The sequence below is a fragment of the Parendozoicomonas callyspongiae genome (assembly GCF_023502345.1).
GTDB lineage: Bacteria > Pseudomonadota > Gammaproteobacteria > Pseudomonadales > Endozoicomonadaceae > Sansalvadorimonas > Sansalvadorimonas callyspongiae.
Genome location: NZ_JAMFLX010000029.1, coordinates 36,069 through 50,215 on the forward strand (window position 1 = coordinate 36,069; position 14,147 = coordinate 50,215).

Sequence of the window (14,147 nt, forward strand, 5' to 3'; positions counted from 1 at the left end):
ACCTTTCCCTATACCCGAGCAGCGGCACCAACCGCATCAGTCATCTCTGTTTTTCTCGCGTGTACACGCATTCTATAACGGCGATCCAGCACAGCCATACAACCGCCGAGCGACATCAGGATGCCTCCCAGCCAGATCCAGCGTACAAAGGATTTCACCTGGATACGCACAGCCCAGGCATCGCCACCAACATTTTCACCCAAGGCCACATACAAGTCCCGGGTCAGACCGGCATCAATGCCCGCTTCAGTCATTACCGATCCCTGCACGTTATACATACGCTTTTCCGGATGCAGGGTGGCAACCTGGCGACCCTCTTCTGTGACCAGCAAGGTGCCGTAATCAGACAGGTAGTTGGGCCCCTGCTGCGGACGAACACCATCAAAGCGGAAGGTGTAGCCAGCCAGTTCAACAGAGTCACCCGGCTCCATTCTCAGGTCGCGTTCAACCCCATACATGGAGGTCATCAGTACACCGACAATAGCGACAGCCAGGCCGATATGGGCGGTATGCATTCCCCAGACCGCAGAAGGAACCGCCTTCAGACCAACCCAGAGTGATGACTTATGCCGGCAGCGGTTCAGGATAGATTTCCCGGATGCCAGAACAACCCAGAACACCAGAGTCATGGAGATCGCAACACGAATCTGGAAGCCTTCATGGGCAATAAACGTGGTAAGCAGTCCAAGCGCCACTGAAGCAATAGCCACCCACTTTAACTGTTGCAGGAGATACTGACCTGCCCCGGTTTTCCAGCGCGCCGTTACACCTGCACCCAATGTTAACGCCATAAGGAGCGCCAAAGGCACAAAGGACGTATTAAAGAAAGGAGGTCCGACGGAGATCTTACCCATACCCAGCGCATCGATCAGCAACGGATAGAGCGTACCCAGCAACACCATGGCGCAGGTAGTCACCAGCAGAACATTATTAACCAGCAGGAAGGTTTCCAGCGAGAACAGTGAGAAACCACTTCCACTTCGTACTGCCGGAGCCCGCATGGCAAAAATCAGCAGAGAACTGCCCACGACCACAATCAGGAACGCCAGGATAAAGGCACCACGGGCCGGGTCAGAAGCAAAGGCATGAACCGAAGTCAGCACGCCGGAACGTACCAGGAATGTGCCGAGCAAGCTCAGGGAGAAAGCACTGATTGCCAGCAGGACAGTCCAGCTCTTGAAGATGCCGCGTTTCTCAGAGACAGCTAAGGAGTGGATCAATGCCGTGCCCATTAACCACGGCATAAACGAAGCATTTTCAACTGGATCCCAGAACCACCAGCCGCCCCAGCCCAGCTCATAGTAAGCCCACCAACTGCCAATCACGATCCCCATAGTCAGGAAGATCCAGGCGACAATGGTCCAGGGTCGGCTCCAGCGCGCCCAGGCAGCATCCAGACGCCCACCCAGCAATGCGGCAATAGCAAAGGCAAAAGCCACGGAGAACCCGACATAACCCATATAAAGCGTCGGCGGATGAATAATCAGACCAATATCCTGCAGCAGCGGGTTCAGGTCTCCGCCGTCCGCCGGAGGATACGGCAAAAGTCGTGTGAATGGATTGGATGTCAGTAGCATAAACAGCTGGAAGCCTGTGCTGACCAACCCCATGATGGAAAGAACTCTGGCCAGCATAATACGCGGCAGATTACCGGAGAACACTGCTACAGCCAGTGTCCAGCCAACCAGCATATAGGCCCACAGCAGCAGGGAACCTTCATGCCCCCCCCAGATAGCACTGAGTTTGAAGGCCAGTGGTAACTGACTGTTGGAGTGGTTGGCCACGTAGGCAACAGAAAAGTCGTCAGTAGCAAAGGCCTGCGCCATCACAAGAAAAGCCATGGACATAAACACAAACTGGCCAGCAGCCAGCGGTTTTGCCAGCGCCTGCCAGTTGCGATGCCCGGTATAACTGCCGATCATCGGCACTATTCCAAGGAGCAGCGCCAGACAGAGTGACAGTATCAGCGAAAGCTGACCAAGTTCAGGAATCATCAGCCCTCTCCGTTATTGGTCGGATGTGCTTTATCGATAGCGTCCTGAACTTCAGGTGGCATGTAGTTGGAGTCATGCTTGGCCAGAATTTCAGAAGCATGGAACTCATTATTCTTGTCCAGCTTGCCGGTCCCGACAACTCCCTGACCTTCCTGGAACAGATCAGGAAGAATACCTTCATAGTGCACAGTAATCGTTCCGGCACCATCGGTAATCTGGAATTTCACTTTCAGGCTGTCTGAAGCACGCTCCACACTGCCGGGAACAACCAGACCACCACCACGAATTGTTTTCTCGACCGGTGCCTCACCGGCCTGCATCTGTGCAGGAGAGAAATAGAGATTAATATTTTCCTGCAGCGCTACCATTGCCAGGCCAACAGCAGAAGCTACACCCAAAGCAATAAAGACCAGCAACATCAAACGTTGTTTACGGACAGCTTTCACAGACGCCCCTCCCTGCGCAATTGACGACGAAGTTCAGCAATAGTTTTTTTTCGGTGAAGAATGGGAGATACCAGGTTCCAGCCCAGTACGATAAAGCCCAGCAGGTAGGCACCCCATACGTAAGGTCCGTGTCCCCCCATGGAGATCAGACTGTTCAGATCTTCAAAATACATCAGGACCTCACACCCAGCATTCCACGCACCCAGGAAGTGCGCTGCTCACGACTGACAATTTCAGTTCGGAGCCGAATCAAAAAGACAAACAGGCAGAACAGATAAAAAGCAAAAATGGATATCAGCAACGGTATCAGCATCTCCGGTGCCATGGATGCCCCCTTGGTCACCTTGATAGTCGCGCCCTGGTGCAGAGTGTTCCACCAGTCCACGGAAAATTTGATAATGGGAATATTCACCAGTCCGACCATGGACAGTACGGCACAGGCTCGGGCAGCAGTATCCTGACTGGTGATAGCTTCACGCAGAGCAATCAAGCCAAGGTACAGGAACAGAAGAATCAGCATTGAGGTCAGACGAGCATCCCACACCCACCAGGTTCCCCAGGTTGGCTTACCCCAGATAGCTCCGGTCACAAGGGCAAGAGCACAGAAGGATGCACCGATTGGTGCCAGGCACTTCGCGGCCAGATCGGCCAGTTTGATTTTCCAGATAAAGCCAATCCCGGCCGAAATCGCCAGACTGACATAAACTGTCAAGGCCAGTGAGGCCGAAGGTACATGCAGGAATATTATCCGGTAGCTGTTGCCCTGCAGATAATCAGGAGGAGTAAACAACAGCCCCCAGATAATTCCTGTCAACACGCCGATCAAGGCAAGGCCACCGACCCAGGGCAGGCATTTCCCGCTGAATTCATAGAACCACTTGGGTGATGCCATTCGATGAAAAAACGTCCACTTCATGATAAGGAAAAGCTACCCCTTGAACTTTCGAACCTATTCTATGGTTTTAGAACCCCGCGTCTACCGGAACTCTAGCTAGATTATTTCCTATTGATACCGATCATTATTCACTCAACCACTAATACTGACCCGCAATGATGCGGCGATTGCCAGAGGGGCAAAGGTTATACCCAGCATCAGTAGAGCCCCCTGCCACATTAAGAAAGGAACCCACGGCAACTCACTGATGGCCGCCCCGATACACCCGGTCCCGAGAATCAAAACAGGAATATAGAGAGGCAGGATAAGAAGGGAAAGCAATATTCCTCCTTTTCTTAGGCCAACGGTCAAACCGGCACCAATTGCTCCAATAAGGCTTAGTAATGGTGTACCCATAAGCAGAGTCAGGAACACAGCCGGTATAGCTTCACCCGGCACATCAAACATCACTGCCAGCACCGGTGAAAGCAGAGTGAGCGGCAGGCCGGTAATCAACCAGTGCACAACCACCTTGGCCATAACCATCACCCAGAGCGGCTGAGGACTGAGCAGCAGCAGTTCCAGTGAACCATCTTCATAATCAGAGCGGAACAGACTGTCCATTGCCAGCAGATTAGCAAGCAGTGCCGATACCCAGATTACCCCGCCACCCATAATGGTCAGTAGTTTTGGATCAGGCCCAACACCTAAGGGAAACAGGCTGGCAACCAGTACAAAAAAGATCAGCGGGTTGACCATATCGCCGCGATTTCGCACCGCCAGCCGGATATCCCGTGTAAAAATGGTTTTTGCGCCCTGCAACAAACTCACACTCTGGCTCATACACTTGGTTCCAGGGCTAATTTACGGAAACCGGAATAATCCAGATTCATCTCGTGGTGCGTGGTCATCATCACAAGCCCGCCATCTTTAGCATGATCAACCATCAGCTGTTCCAGCTCGGCTGTTCCCTGAAGATCAATGGCGGTAAATGGCTCATCCAGAATCCAGAGTTTCTGTTTGTTTTTTAAATGCAGGCGCGCCAGGGCAACTCGGCGGTTCTGTCCCGCAGATAGCCGATAGCAGGGAACATCTTCGTAACCCCGCAGACCTACTTTCTCCAGAGCCTGGTAGATTTCCTGAACGGTAATAGAATAGTGCAGCCCCATGGCCCAGCGCAGATTCTCTTCCGGGGACATGGTGGCTTTTACACCGGGCTGATGCCCCATATAAAGGAGGTGACTGTGGAAACCTGGCTTGTCTTCATCAACCGGCGAACCACACCAGTCAACCTGACCATGAAAATCGAGCGAAAGGCCGGCAACAATTCTGAGCAGGGTAGTCTTGCCCACACCATTGGGGCCGGATACCTGCAGCACATCACCAGAACAGAGTGTGAACGCAAGATTTTCGAACAGACACCGACCATCCCGTTCACAAGTCAGGTCGGAAACACTTAATTGCAGCAAACCGTCCATCCAGCACCGGTTGAAAACCCGGCTACTATATTACAGTTCGGAAAGATTTTGCAGCTTCCTTTAACGAATAAACTGCAACAATTATTATCCTGGCCTGCTCATCTTTATTTATAAAATAATTAATTGATGGCCTGCTTCGGTTTAATAAACCCAAGAAAACAAAACTTCCAGCAATTAACTTTCTACCACTTTTAGGCAATAACACCTACCAGAGTCAATATCGCCTTACTTAACAAGTGGTAAAATAACGGTTGACGTTGCCTGAATAATTTTTGCTTCAGACTGCAAAAAGATCATCACTCACTCTTTCTGTATTTTTGGTGGTATTTTGAGCTAACACTATAAGACAAAACCATATACCCCTTAAGTGGTATGCCGCATAATCCCTTATTTCTTGAGAAAATGAAACGAAAATCATTCTCAAAAATAAAGTCAGAAACTGTATTTGCTTAGCTCATTTTTTAATCGGAATCTACGTGATTAACACTTAAAAAAAACTAATTAATTCACGCTTGATTCTTATCAATAAAGATTTATTCAACACTCATCAGAATTTCTCCTGATGCAAAATAAATGAATGTTTCTTCCTTGTTAAAAAAATCCCTCAGGGCCAGGTAGCGGAGAGAGAAATCAATGACTGTTGTGAGAAATCTACTCGGTTTTTTATCGAAACCCTCTGTCCGGTATTCAGCCGGCGCACTTATTTTGGCTGGAGCAGCCGGCGCCCTTATTTTATGGGGTGGATTTAATTTCACCATGAATGCAACCAGTACAGAAGAATTCTGTATCAGCTGCCATGAAATGGAAGCCAACGCTTACGCCGAATACAAAGAGACCATCCACTATTCCAACAGCTCTGGCGTAACAGCCGAATGCGCTGACTGTCACATTCCCCATGACACTGTCGGCAAGATCTTCCGCAAGATCGAAGCCTCCCGTGAAGTGTACGGAAACATCATCGGCAAGATCGATACTCCTGAAAAGTATGAAGCACACCGTCTGGAAATGGCTGAGCGTGAATGGGGCAAGATGCGCGCCAACGATTCAGCTAACTGCCGTGCCTGTCACAGCGATTTCGAACGTAATATCGAAAACCAGTACGAGTGGGCCCAGATTAATCACAAGAAAATGATCGCTGAAGGCAAGACCTGTATCGATTGCCACCAGGGTATTGCCCACAAGCTGCCCAACACCAAGCAGATGCATAAGCAGATCCCCGAATCTATCGATTACAAGGCTCAGTAAGGGGCTTTATTGATGGCTTCTACCGCAGGCTATCTGCTTCTCACCTCCGCGTTCGGGGTCAGTATTTTGCTGACCCTGCTGCCTGCCGGCAGCCGCTGGATGAGTGAGGCAACCACCCGCCGCTTGACCGGTGTACTGGCTATAGGTCAGTTTCTGGGCCTGGCTGGTGCTCTGTCCCTTCTTATTTATTCCATGGCGACCCTGGATTTTTCACTGGAATATGTGGTGAAAAATACCAGCATAAATCTGCCCATGCTGTACCGCATTACCGGTACCTGGGGCGGTCATGAAGGTTCACTTCTACTGTGGACTTCGACGTTGGCAGGCTGGAGCTTCCTGTTCTGGCTGGGCAGCAGTCATATGAACCAGCAGCTGCGCCGGATCACTTTGTCGATTACCGCAGCCGTCAGTCTCGGTTTTCAGGCGTTGCTGGTACTGTCACCTCCCTTCCGCGCCATGAAGTTCTATATCCCGGAAGATGGTCAGGGTCTCAACCCGATGCTGCAGGATGCCGGGCTGGGTATACATCCACCGACGCTTTATATCGGTTATGCAGGAATCAGTATTGTCTTTGCCATGGTTATGGCGGCACTGATTCTCAGGCTTCCAGTGCGGGAATGGGTGCGCGAAATGCAGCGAACAGCTGTTACCGCCTGGGGCTGGCTGACACTCGGTATCGCTCTCGGAAGCTGGTGGGCCTATCTGGAACTCGGCTGGGGCGGATGGTGGTTCTGGGATCCTGCTGAAAACGCTTCCCTGATGCCATGGCTGTCACTGAGTGCACTTCTGCATGCTGGCATTCTGGCCAAACGTAACCGAAAAGCCGCCCACACCATTGCAGGTCTGGCAACAGCAACCCAGGCACTGATGCTGATCGGCATGTTTATTGTTCGTTCCGGCATTATGTCTTCGGTTCACTCCTTTACCAGTGACCCAACCCTGGGCATGACCATCATTACATTTATTGTACTGACAACTGCCTGCGGTTATATGACACAGGTTTTGCGGCCTCCCGTGGAGAATCAGGCTACGTCCCGCTACTCCAGGGCCGATATGATGATAGTGGCTGCCATTATCTTCCTGGTTCTGGCCTGTGCCACAGTTCTGCTGGGAACCATGTACCCCTTCGTACTGGAAGTTCTTGATCTCGGCAAGATCTCTGTTGGACCAGCCTACTTCAACACCTTCTTTGTACCACTCACACTGATCACCGGTGCAGTACTGGCTTACTCAAGCCTGCGCGGCGACCTCAAGCAGGCTCTCACCGCATTCTTGGGCGCTGGACTGCTGGCAGGTTCCTCAGTTTATACCGTTATTGGTGAACTTGACTGGCTGGCGATCACTTCGGTGACTATTGCCCTGGTGATTCTGGTGGCTGCAATCAGAGAACTTCGCTTCTTCGGGATTCGTGGCGGTACGGTTGCCCATATCGGTCTGGCTCTGACGCTGCTTGGCGGCACTCTGTCTGAGCGTGGCACCGATATTATGGAATTACGGATGTGGCCCGGTGATTCCGCTGATCTCGGCGGTTACTCATTCGAGTTTTCCGGAACCACTCCGGTGATAGGGCCCAACTATTTCTCAGATTTTGGCTTCTTTGATGTCACCAAAGATGATGAGGTTGTCGGAGTCATCAACCCGGAGAAGCGGTTGTATCCGCAATTCGGTCAACAGGTCATGACCGAGGCCGGTAATCTGCCGGAACTGAACAATGACCTCTATGTCGCACTGGGCGAGCCTTTTAACGACGGTTCCTGGGCTGTTCGTCTGCGCGTCATTCCCTTTATCAGTCTGCTGTGGCTCGGATCTCTCATCATGACCTTCAGCTGCTGTCGTTTTGTTAAACGTCCCATGAGTATTTCCAAAATGCTCCTTTCGTATCAACCCAACACCTTTTGCGCACACAATAACAAGTCAGGAGAACAGGCATGATTCACTGTCGAACGTTATTAACCGGGGTACTCGCCACGCTGCTGACTACAGGTTTAGCAAATGCGGCTCCTACTGAAATTCCAGAATCCCGGAATGACAAATTTGAGAAGGGCTACCCTCACCAGTTTGAAAGCTGGAAGAGCACTGAAGAGATGGACTTCAAGAGCAAGCATCTTGGCAACAAGATGGAAGATATGCTCGAGAAGGATCCTCGTTTAGTTGTTCTCTGGGCTGGCTACGGCTTTTCCAAGGATTACAATGCCCCCCGCGGCCATATGTATGCCATCACCGATCTTCGCAACACCCTGCGTACCGGTGCCCCCAAGAAACCAACTGATGGTCCGATGCCTAATGCCTGTTGGACCTGTAAGGGACCGGACGTCACCCGACTGATGGCTGAGCAGGGTGAAGACTACTTCAAAGGTAAGTGGGCTTCCAAAGGTGATCAGGTTGTTAATTCAGTTGGCTGCTATGACTGTCATGACACCAAGGATGACATGAAGCTGCGCCCAGGCCGCTCTGCCCACCAGGCTACCATGCAGCCTAACGGCGTTGATGTTGCCAAGATCTCTAACCAGGACATGAAGTCTGCTGTCTGTGGCCAGTGTCATAGTGAGTACTACTTTGCTGGCAAGGATAAGGTTGTAACCTTCCCGACAGCCAAGGGTACCAAGGTTGAAGATATGGAAGCCTACTATGATGAGCTGGAGTTTAAAGACTGGACTCACAAGATCTCCAAGGCACCCATGCTGAAAGCTCAGCACCCAGGCATTGAAGTCTGGAAAGAGGGCGTACACGGTCGTAACAATGTATCCTGCGCCGACTGCCATATGCCTAAGCGTAAGGAAAAAGGTGTGACCTTCACCGATCACCGTGTGGTTAGCCCACTGCGTGATATGAAGGCTACCTGTAAGACCTGTCACAGCCAGGACGAACAGTATCTGCTGGACGTAACCTATGCCCGTCAGGAGCAGGTTGAAGAACTGAAGATCAAGGCTGAAGACGCTATCGTCCGTGCCCACATCGAAGCTGGTGAAGCCTGGAAGGCCGGTGCAACTGAAGCCGAGATGAAGAAGCCTCTGATGGCTATCCGTCACGCCCAATGGCGCTGGGATTACTCCATTGCTTCTCACGGTGCATCTTTCCACGCACCTGAAGAAGTTCTGCGTATCCTGGGTACTGCCCTGGAGAAAGCTGGCGAAGCCCGTGTTGAGCTGACCCGCATTCTGGCCAAGCATGGTGTCAACAAAGAGATCCCAATGCCTGACCTGTCTTCCAAGGCCAAGGCTCAAGCCTTTATCGGTCTTGATATGGACAAGCTCAATGGTGCCAAGGAAGAGTTCAAGAAGAACACTCTGCCCAAGTGGGATGCAACTGCCCGCGAAAATGGTCTGCTGAAGTAATATTCGGTCAGCTACCGTTCAAAAACCCGGGAAAATTCCCGGGTTTTTTTATGGCCTGTTAATTCCTTTCTCTGCATGAACCTTATCTATCGCATCTTTCACTTCCGGTGGCATATAGTTTGGATCATGCTTGGCCAGCACTTCACTGGCGCAGAACTCTCCCGACTGTTCAAGCTGCCCCAGAGCAACAATCCCCTGCCCTTCCTGAAACAGATCAGGGAGAATCCCTTCATAGCGAACACTGATCTGCTCACCACCATCCGTGATGCCAAAACGAACCTTCAGGTTCTGGCTGCTTCGCTCAACAGAACCAGGCACCACAAGCCCGCCTCCCCGGATTGTTTTTCCAATAGGTGCCTCACCAGCAATCATCTGGCTCGGGGTAAAAAAAAGATTGATGTTACTCTGCAGGGCAACCAGCGCCATCGTCAGACTGATACTGACTCCGCAGAGAATGAACATCAGAACATAGAAACGTTGTCTTTGGACTATGGTCAAAGCGTTATCTCGTTTGCAGTGAAAGCCCGGTCACAATATAGGCCAGCATTCTCGAATACTGCGAGATTTTTGCGCGATCACATAAGCAACTTATTGGTCAGGAAAATTTGTTATAAGACAAGTCGCAATCTGGTCATAGAATGTTTCACTAGTCATTTGCCTGATATTCACCAAATAACAACTTTATACAACAGCCTAAAACAGCTGGAATATATGACAGCCGATTCTGATTATGAATTGCATTCATAAATCAGACAGGTGTTGTTTTTGTGACATCAGGCCGCTGATACCTGAGAGTACTGAGAGAACAACCAATGGCTGTGGTTCGCAAATTTTTGAGCTTTCTGTCTCAACCCTCCGTGCGCTATTCCGCTGGCGCGCTCCTTTTGTTTGGCGCTGCAGGCATGATTATCCTGTGGGGTGCCTTCTCATTTTCCATGAGTGCCACCAGCACCGAGAAATTCTGTGTCAGTTGTCATGAGATGGAGGATCATGCCTGGGCTGAATTCAAGGAAACAACCCATTATCAGAACAGTTCCGGTGTGACTGCCGAGTGTGCAGACTGCCATATTCCCCATGACACCTTTGGCAAAATCATGCGCAAGATAGAGGCGTCACGAGAAGTCTATGGAACAATCATCGGAAAAATCAACACCCCGGAAAAATATGAAGCTCACCGCCTGGAAATGGCTGAGCGTGAGTGGAAGAAGATGAAAGCCAACGACTCGGCCCCGTGCCGCCACTGCCACAGCAACTTCGAGCAGGCTATTGAGCATCAGTATGAATGGGCTCAGATCAATCACAGGAAAATGCTGGCCGAAGGCGGAACCTGTATTGATTGTCACAAGGGTATTGCCCACAAATTGCCCAATACCAAGCTGATGAAGAAAAAGATCCCTCCTTATCTGGACTAGTTGGCTGAGATATTTACTGCCTGGTTATCATCATGGCTGCAATCATAGGAAATTCACTGCTTGTGCTGGCTGCTATCGCCAGTCTTGTACTGGTGCTGCAGCCGGTTGTTATCCATCGGATGCACTGGCAGAACAGCAGCTCCTTTACAGCGTCATTGGCCCTGATTCATTTTCTGGGCCTGGTTGCTGCCCTTGCCGTGCTTCTCTACAGCATGGTGACGCTGGATCTCTCTCTCTTGTACGTGGAAGAACACAACAGTGCTCGTCTTCCCATGCTTTACAGAGTCACGGGCACCTGGGGAGGACATGAAGGATCACTTTTACTGTGGATCACCATCTTCTCCGGCTGGAGCCTGTATTTCTGGTTCACCAGTAAAAGGCTTGATCTTCGGCTCAGAGTCACAACCCTGGCAATTTCAGCATTGATCAGTCTGGCCTTTCTATTTCTTCTGGCGCTCAAACCTCCTTTTGCCACAACTGAGGTAATTTCTGAAGATGGCCGCGGGTTGAACCCATTACTGCAGGATGTGGGGCTGGCCATTCATCCACCAGCTCTATATTGCGGCTATGGCGGAATAAGCATTGTCTTCTCACTGATTATGGCTGCTCTCTGGCTCAAGCTTCCTTTGAAAAACTGGTACAGAGAAACCAGGAACAAAACCCTGACTGCCTGGGGCTGGTTAACTCTCGGGATTGCTCTGGGAAGCTGGTGGGCTTACAGGGAACTTGGCTGGGGAGGATGGTGGTTCTGGGATCCGGTTGAGAATGCATCACTGATGCCATGGCTGGCTCTGACGGCCCTGCTCCACGCACTGATTCTCAGCAAACGAAACCTGCAGGCGGGAAAAGCTATAGTCAGCCTGATTGTGCTGTCACAGATGATGATGATTATCGGAATGTTTATTGTTCGTTCCGGTATTCTGTCTTCCGTGCACTCTTTTACCAGTGCTCCGTCTCTTGGAATTTCAATTATTACTTTTGTTCTGGCTGTCGCCGCAGGTGGATACCTGTCTTTAGTCGTCAGACCGCCAGTCGAACATAATGCAACGGCCAGCTATCAACGGCCCGACTTTATCATTATCTCCGTAATTCTGGTTCTTGTTCTGGCCTGCCTTACGGTTTTGCTGGGCACCATGTACCCACTTATTCTTAGCGCACTGGATATTGGAAAAATTTCTGTTGGCCCGGCTTATTTCAATACCTTTATTGTTCCAATGGTTCTTGCCCTCGGCTGTCTTCTGATATTCAACAACTTCATCCGAGGCATGAAAGAGTTACCTTTCTGGGTTCTGGCAGCAGCGACTGTCGCCACTCTGGTTTCTATCTCAGTTATTGGCAGTATTGATTATCTTGCTATCAGTTCACTGTCAGTAGCGTTCCTGGTTTTTGCTTCCGGCCTCAGGGAAATGTTCAAAACCGGGTATCGAAACAGTCAACTGGCTCACCTTGGTCTGGCTCTTGCCATAGCAGGAGGCACCCTGACAGAAAGAGGCAGCCTGATTTCTGAAACAAGACTCTGGGCTGATGATCAGACCGAGCTTGGCAGTTTCATCTTTGAGTTTTCTGGAACGACCCCGGTCATGGGTCCGAACTATGTCGCCGACCTTGGTTTTTTCAATGTGACCAGAAACAACCAGTCCATCGCCTCTATTCATCCAGAGAAACGCTTCTTTCCCTATTTCGGGCAGGTGCTGGCTGAAACTGACCAGCATTCCATGCTTCAACAGGATTTCTACATTGCCCTAGGTGAACCGTTTGGTGATGGTTCCTGGGCAGTTCGTCTGAAAGTCATCCCCTACATCAGCCTGCTTTGGCTGGGGGCATTTTTTATGGTTATTGCCTGCTTCCACTTTTCTCAACGTATCGTGGGCACAATAAAGATGCTGCTCTCCAATATTCAGCATCTGTTCAGCCCAGGTCATAACAGGTCAGGAGAACGTGTATGAACCACTGTCGAGCGCTAATACCAGGAGTTATGGCCACGCTTCTGACCTCATCTACGGTCAGTGCCGAGATAGGTCCTCTGGAAGCCCGAAACCGAATGTTCGAAGATGAGTTCCCGCGCCAGTACGAAACCTGGAAGCAGACGGCCGAGATGGATTTCAAAAGCAAACACCTTGGCAATGTTATGGAAGATGCCCTTGAGTCCGATCCACGCTTAGTCGTGCTTTGGGCAGGTTATGGATTCTCCAAGGATTACAACGCCCCCCGCGGGCATATGCATGCGGTTACCGACGTGCGTAACACCCTGCGCACCGGTGCCCCGATGAAACCAACAGATGGCCCGATGCCCAATGCCTGCTGGACTTGTAAAAGCACCGACGACACCCGTCTTCTGGCAAAAGAGGGAAACAATTTTTTCAAAGGAAAGTGGTTCAGTAAAGGCAGCGAGATTGTTAACCCAATCGGTTGTATTGACTGCCACGATCCCGGTAAGGATATGACGCTGCGGGCCGGTCGCCCTCATCTGTATGAAGCTCTGAAGGCTTCAGGGCAAGATCCGAGTAAACTGACACAGCATGACTGGCGAACCATGGTTTGTGCCCAATGCCATGTTGAATACTACTTTGCTGGAAAAGATAAAATCGTCACCCTGCCCTGGGATAACGGCACTCTGGCTGAAGAGGTTGAAGTTTATTACGACAACAGAAATTTCAAAGACTGGACTCATAAACTGTCCAAAGCTCCCATGCTGAAAGCCCAGCACCCAGGTTACGAGATGTGGAAGGAAGGTGTGCACGGGCGCAATAATGTCTCCTGTGCTGCCTGTCATATGCCCCAACGGCGGGACAAAGGAGTTACCTTTACCGACCACAGGGTGGTCAGTCCATTAAGAGATATCCAGGCTTCCTGTAAAACCTGCCACAGCCAGAGCGAGAAGTACCTGCTTGAAGTAACCTACGCTCGCCAGGATCAGGTCAAACAGTTGAGAATCAAGACCGAAGACATGCTGGTACGTGCCCATGTTGAAGCGAAAGCAGCCTGGGATGCAGGAGCCAGCGACAAAGAGATGGAAAAAGTGCTGATGCTTATCCGCCATGCCCAGTGGCGCTGGGATTATGCGGTTGCTTCCCATGGCGCGTCTTTCCACGCTCCAGAAGAAGTGCTGCGGGTTCTGGGATCATCTCTTGATCAGTCAGGTAAAGCACGTACTGAACTGGCACGGATTCTGGCACGTTATGGCATAACCAAAGAAATTCCAATGCCTGATATCACTACCAAAGAGAAGGCGCAGGCTTATATCGGACTGGATATGGAGAAACTGAAAGCTGATAAGGAGAAATTCAAGAAAGAGATTCTGCCTAAGTGGGATGCTGAAGCAAAAGCGAAAGGATTACTGTAATCAAATCAGTTTGCTTTAAC

General features: G+C 50.6%; 13 protein-coding genes. 6 read left to right on the forward strand and 7 right to left on the reverse strand.

Translation table 11 applies throughout. The features are described 5' to 3' along the window. Positions 1 to 8 precede the first annotated feature (8 nt). The 6 genes from M3P05_RS17185 to ccmA form a co-directional block, all read right to left on the reverse strand. The gene (locus M3P05_RS17185) at positions 9 to 1,994 is read right to left on the reverse strand and encodes a heme lyase CcmF/NrfE family subunit (RefSeq protein WP_249701288.1); all 1,986 of its coding nucleotides are present in this window, start codon (positions 1,992 to 1,994) and stop codon (positions 9 to 11) included. Further along, the gene (ccmE, locus tag M3P05_RS17190) at positions 1,994 to 2,440 is read right to left on the reverse strand and encodes a cytochrome c maturation protein CcmE (protein ID WP_249701289.1); all 447 of its coding nucleotides are present in this window, start codon (positions 2,438 to 2,440) and stop codon (positions 1,994 to 1,996) included. Before ccmE (M3P05_RS17190) ends, M3P05_RS17185 begins: the two co-directional genes overlap by 1 nt. Then, entirely contained in the window at positions 2,437 to 2,613 is a 177-nt protein-coding gene (ccmD, locus tag M3P05_RS17195; protein ID WP_249701290.1) for a heme exporter protein CcmD, read from the reverse strand. Before ccmD ends, ccmE (M3P05_RS17190) begins: the two co-directional genes overlap by 4 nt. Beyond that, positions 2,613 to 3,332 (reverse strand): heme ABC transporter permease, encoded by a 720-nt coding sequence (locus M3P05_RS17200; RefSeq protein ID WP_249701291.1) that lies wholly within the window; start codon positions 3,330 to 3,332, stop codon positions 2,613 to 2,615. Before M3P05_RS17200 ends, ccmD begins: the two co-directional genes overlap by 1 nt. Before the next feature lie 135 nt (positions 3,333 to 3,467). Then, on the reverse strand, positions 3,468 to 4,157 hold the full coding sequence (gene ccmB, locus M3P05_RS17205; RefSeq protein ID WP_249701292.1) for a heme exporter protein CcmB: 690 nt from the start codon (positions 4,155 to 4,157) through the stop codon (positions 3,468 to 3,470). Further along, a complete protein-coding gene (ccmA, locus tag M3P05_RS17210) occupies positions 4,154 to 4,783 on the reverse strand; it encodes a cytochrome c biogenesis heme-transporting ATPase CcmA (protein ID WP_408635948.1) in 630 nt (209 codons plus the stop codon). Before ccmA ends, ccmB begins: the two co-directional genes overlap by 4 nt. 642 nt (positions 4,784 to 5,425) lie before the next feature. Here ccmA and M3P05_RS17215 point away from each other — a divergent pair. The 3 genes from M3P05_RS17215 to nrfA (M3P05_RS17225) are packed head-to-tail and all read left to right on the forward strand — an operon-like array spanning position 5,426 to position 9,372. Next, complete coding sequence (locus M3P05_RS17215; protein WP_249701294.1) at positions 5,426 to 6,037, forward strand: NapC/NirT family cytochrome c; 612 nt, start codon at positions 5,426 to 5,428, stop codon at positions 6,035 to 6,037. 12 nt (positions 6,038 to 6,049) lie between these two features. Then, positions 6,050 to 7,969 (forward strand): heme lyase CcmF/NrfE family subunit, encoded by a 1,920-nt coding sequence (locus M3P05_RS17220; RefSeq protein WP_249701296.1) that lies wholly within the window; start codon positions 6,050 to 6,052, stop codon positions 7,967 to 7,969. After that, positions 7,966 to 9,372, forward strand: coding sequence for an ammonia-forming cytochrome c nitrite reductase (gene nrfA, locus M3P05_RS17225; protein ID WP_249701297.1), 1,407 nt, complete (start codon positions 7,966 to 7,968; stop codon positions 9,370 to 9,372). Before M3P05_RS17220 ends, nrfA (M3P05_RS17225) begins: the two co-directional genes overlap by 4 nt. A gap of 48 nt (positions 9,373 to 9,420) precedes the next feature. Here the strand turns inward: nrfA (M3P05_RS17225) and ccmE (M3P05_RS17230) are convergent, their stop codons facing one another. Then, positions 9,421 to 9,870 carry a cytochrome c maturation protein CcmE gene (gene ccmE, locus M3P05_RS17230; protein ID WP_249701298.1) on the reverse strand — a complete coding sequence of 150 codons (450 nt, stop codon included), beginning with the start codon at positions 9,868 to 9,870 and terminating at the stop codon, positions 9,421 to 9,423. Between the two features lie 314 nt (positions 9,871 to 10,184). Here ccmE (M3P05_RS17230) and M3P05_RS17235 point away from each other — a divergent pair, with 314 nt between their 5' ends. From M3P05_RS17235 to nrfA (M3P05_RS17245), 3 genes are read left to right on the forward strand one after another with little or no spacing between them, the layout of a single operon-like run. Then, a complete protein-coding gene (locus M3P05_RS17235; RefSeq protein WP_249701299.1) occupies positions 10,185 to 10,784 on the forward strand; it encodes a NapC/NirT family cytochrome c in 600 nt (199 codons plus the stop codon). 32 nt (positions 10,785 to 10,816) lie between these two features. Further along, complete coding sequence (locus M3P05_RS17240; protein ID WP_249701300.1) at positions 10,817 to 12,730, forward strand: heme lyase CcmF/NrfE family subunit; 1,914 nt, start codon at positions 10,817 to 10,819, stop codon at positions 12,728 to 12,730. Continuing rightward, complete coding sequence (gene nrfA / locus M3P05_RS17245) at positions 12,727 to 14,127, forward strand: ammonia-forming cytochrome c nitrite reductase (RefSeq protein WP_249701301.1); 1,401 nt, start codon at positions 12,727 to 12,729, stop codon at positions 14,125 to 14,127. Before M3P05_RS17240 ends, nrfA (M3P05_RS17245) begins: the two co-directional genes overlap by 4 nt. Positions 14,128 to 14,147 lie beyond the last annotated feature (20 nt).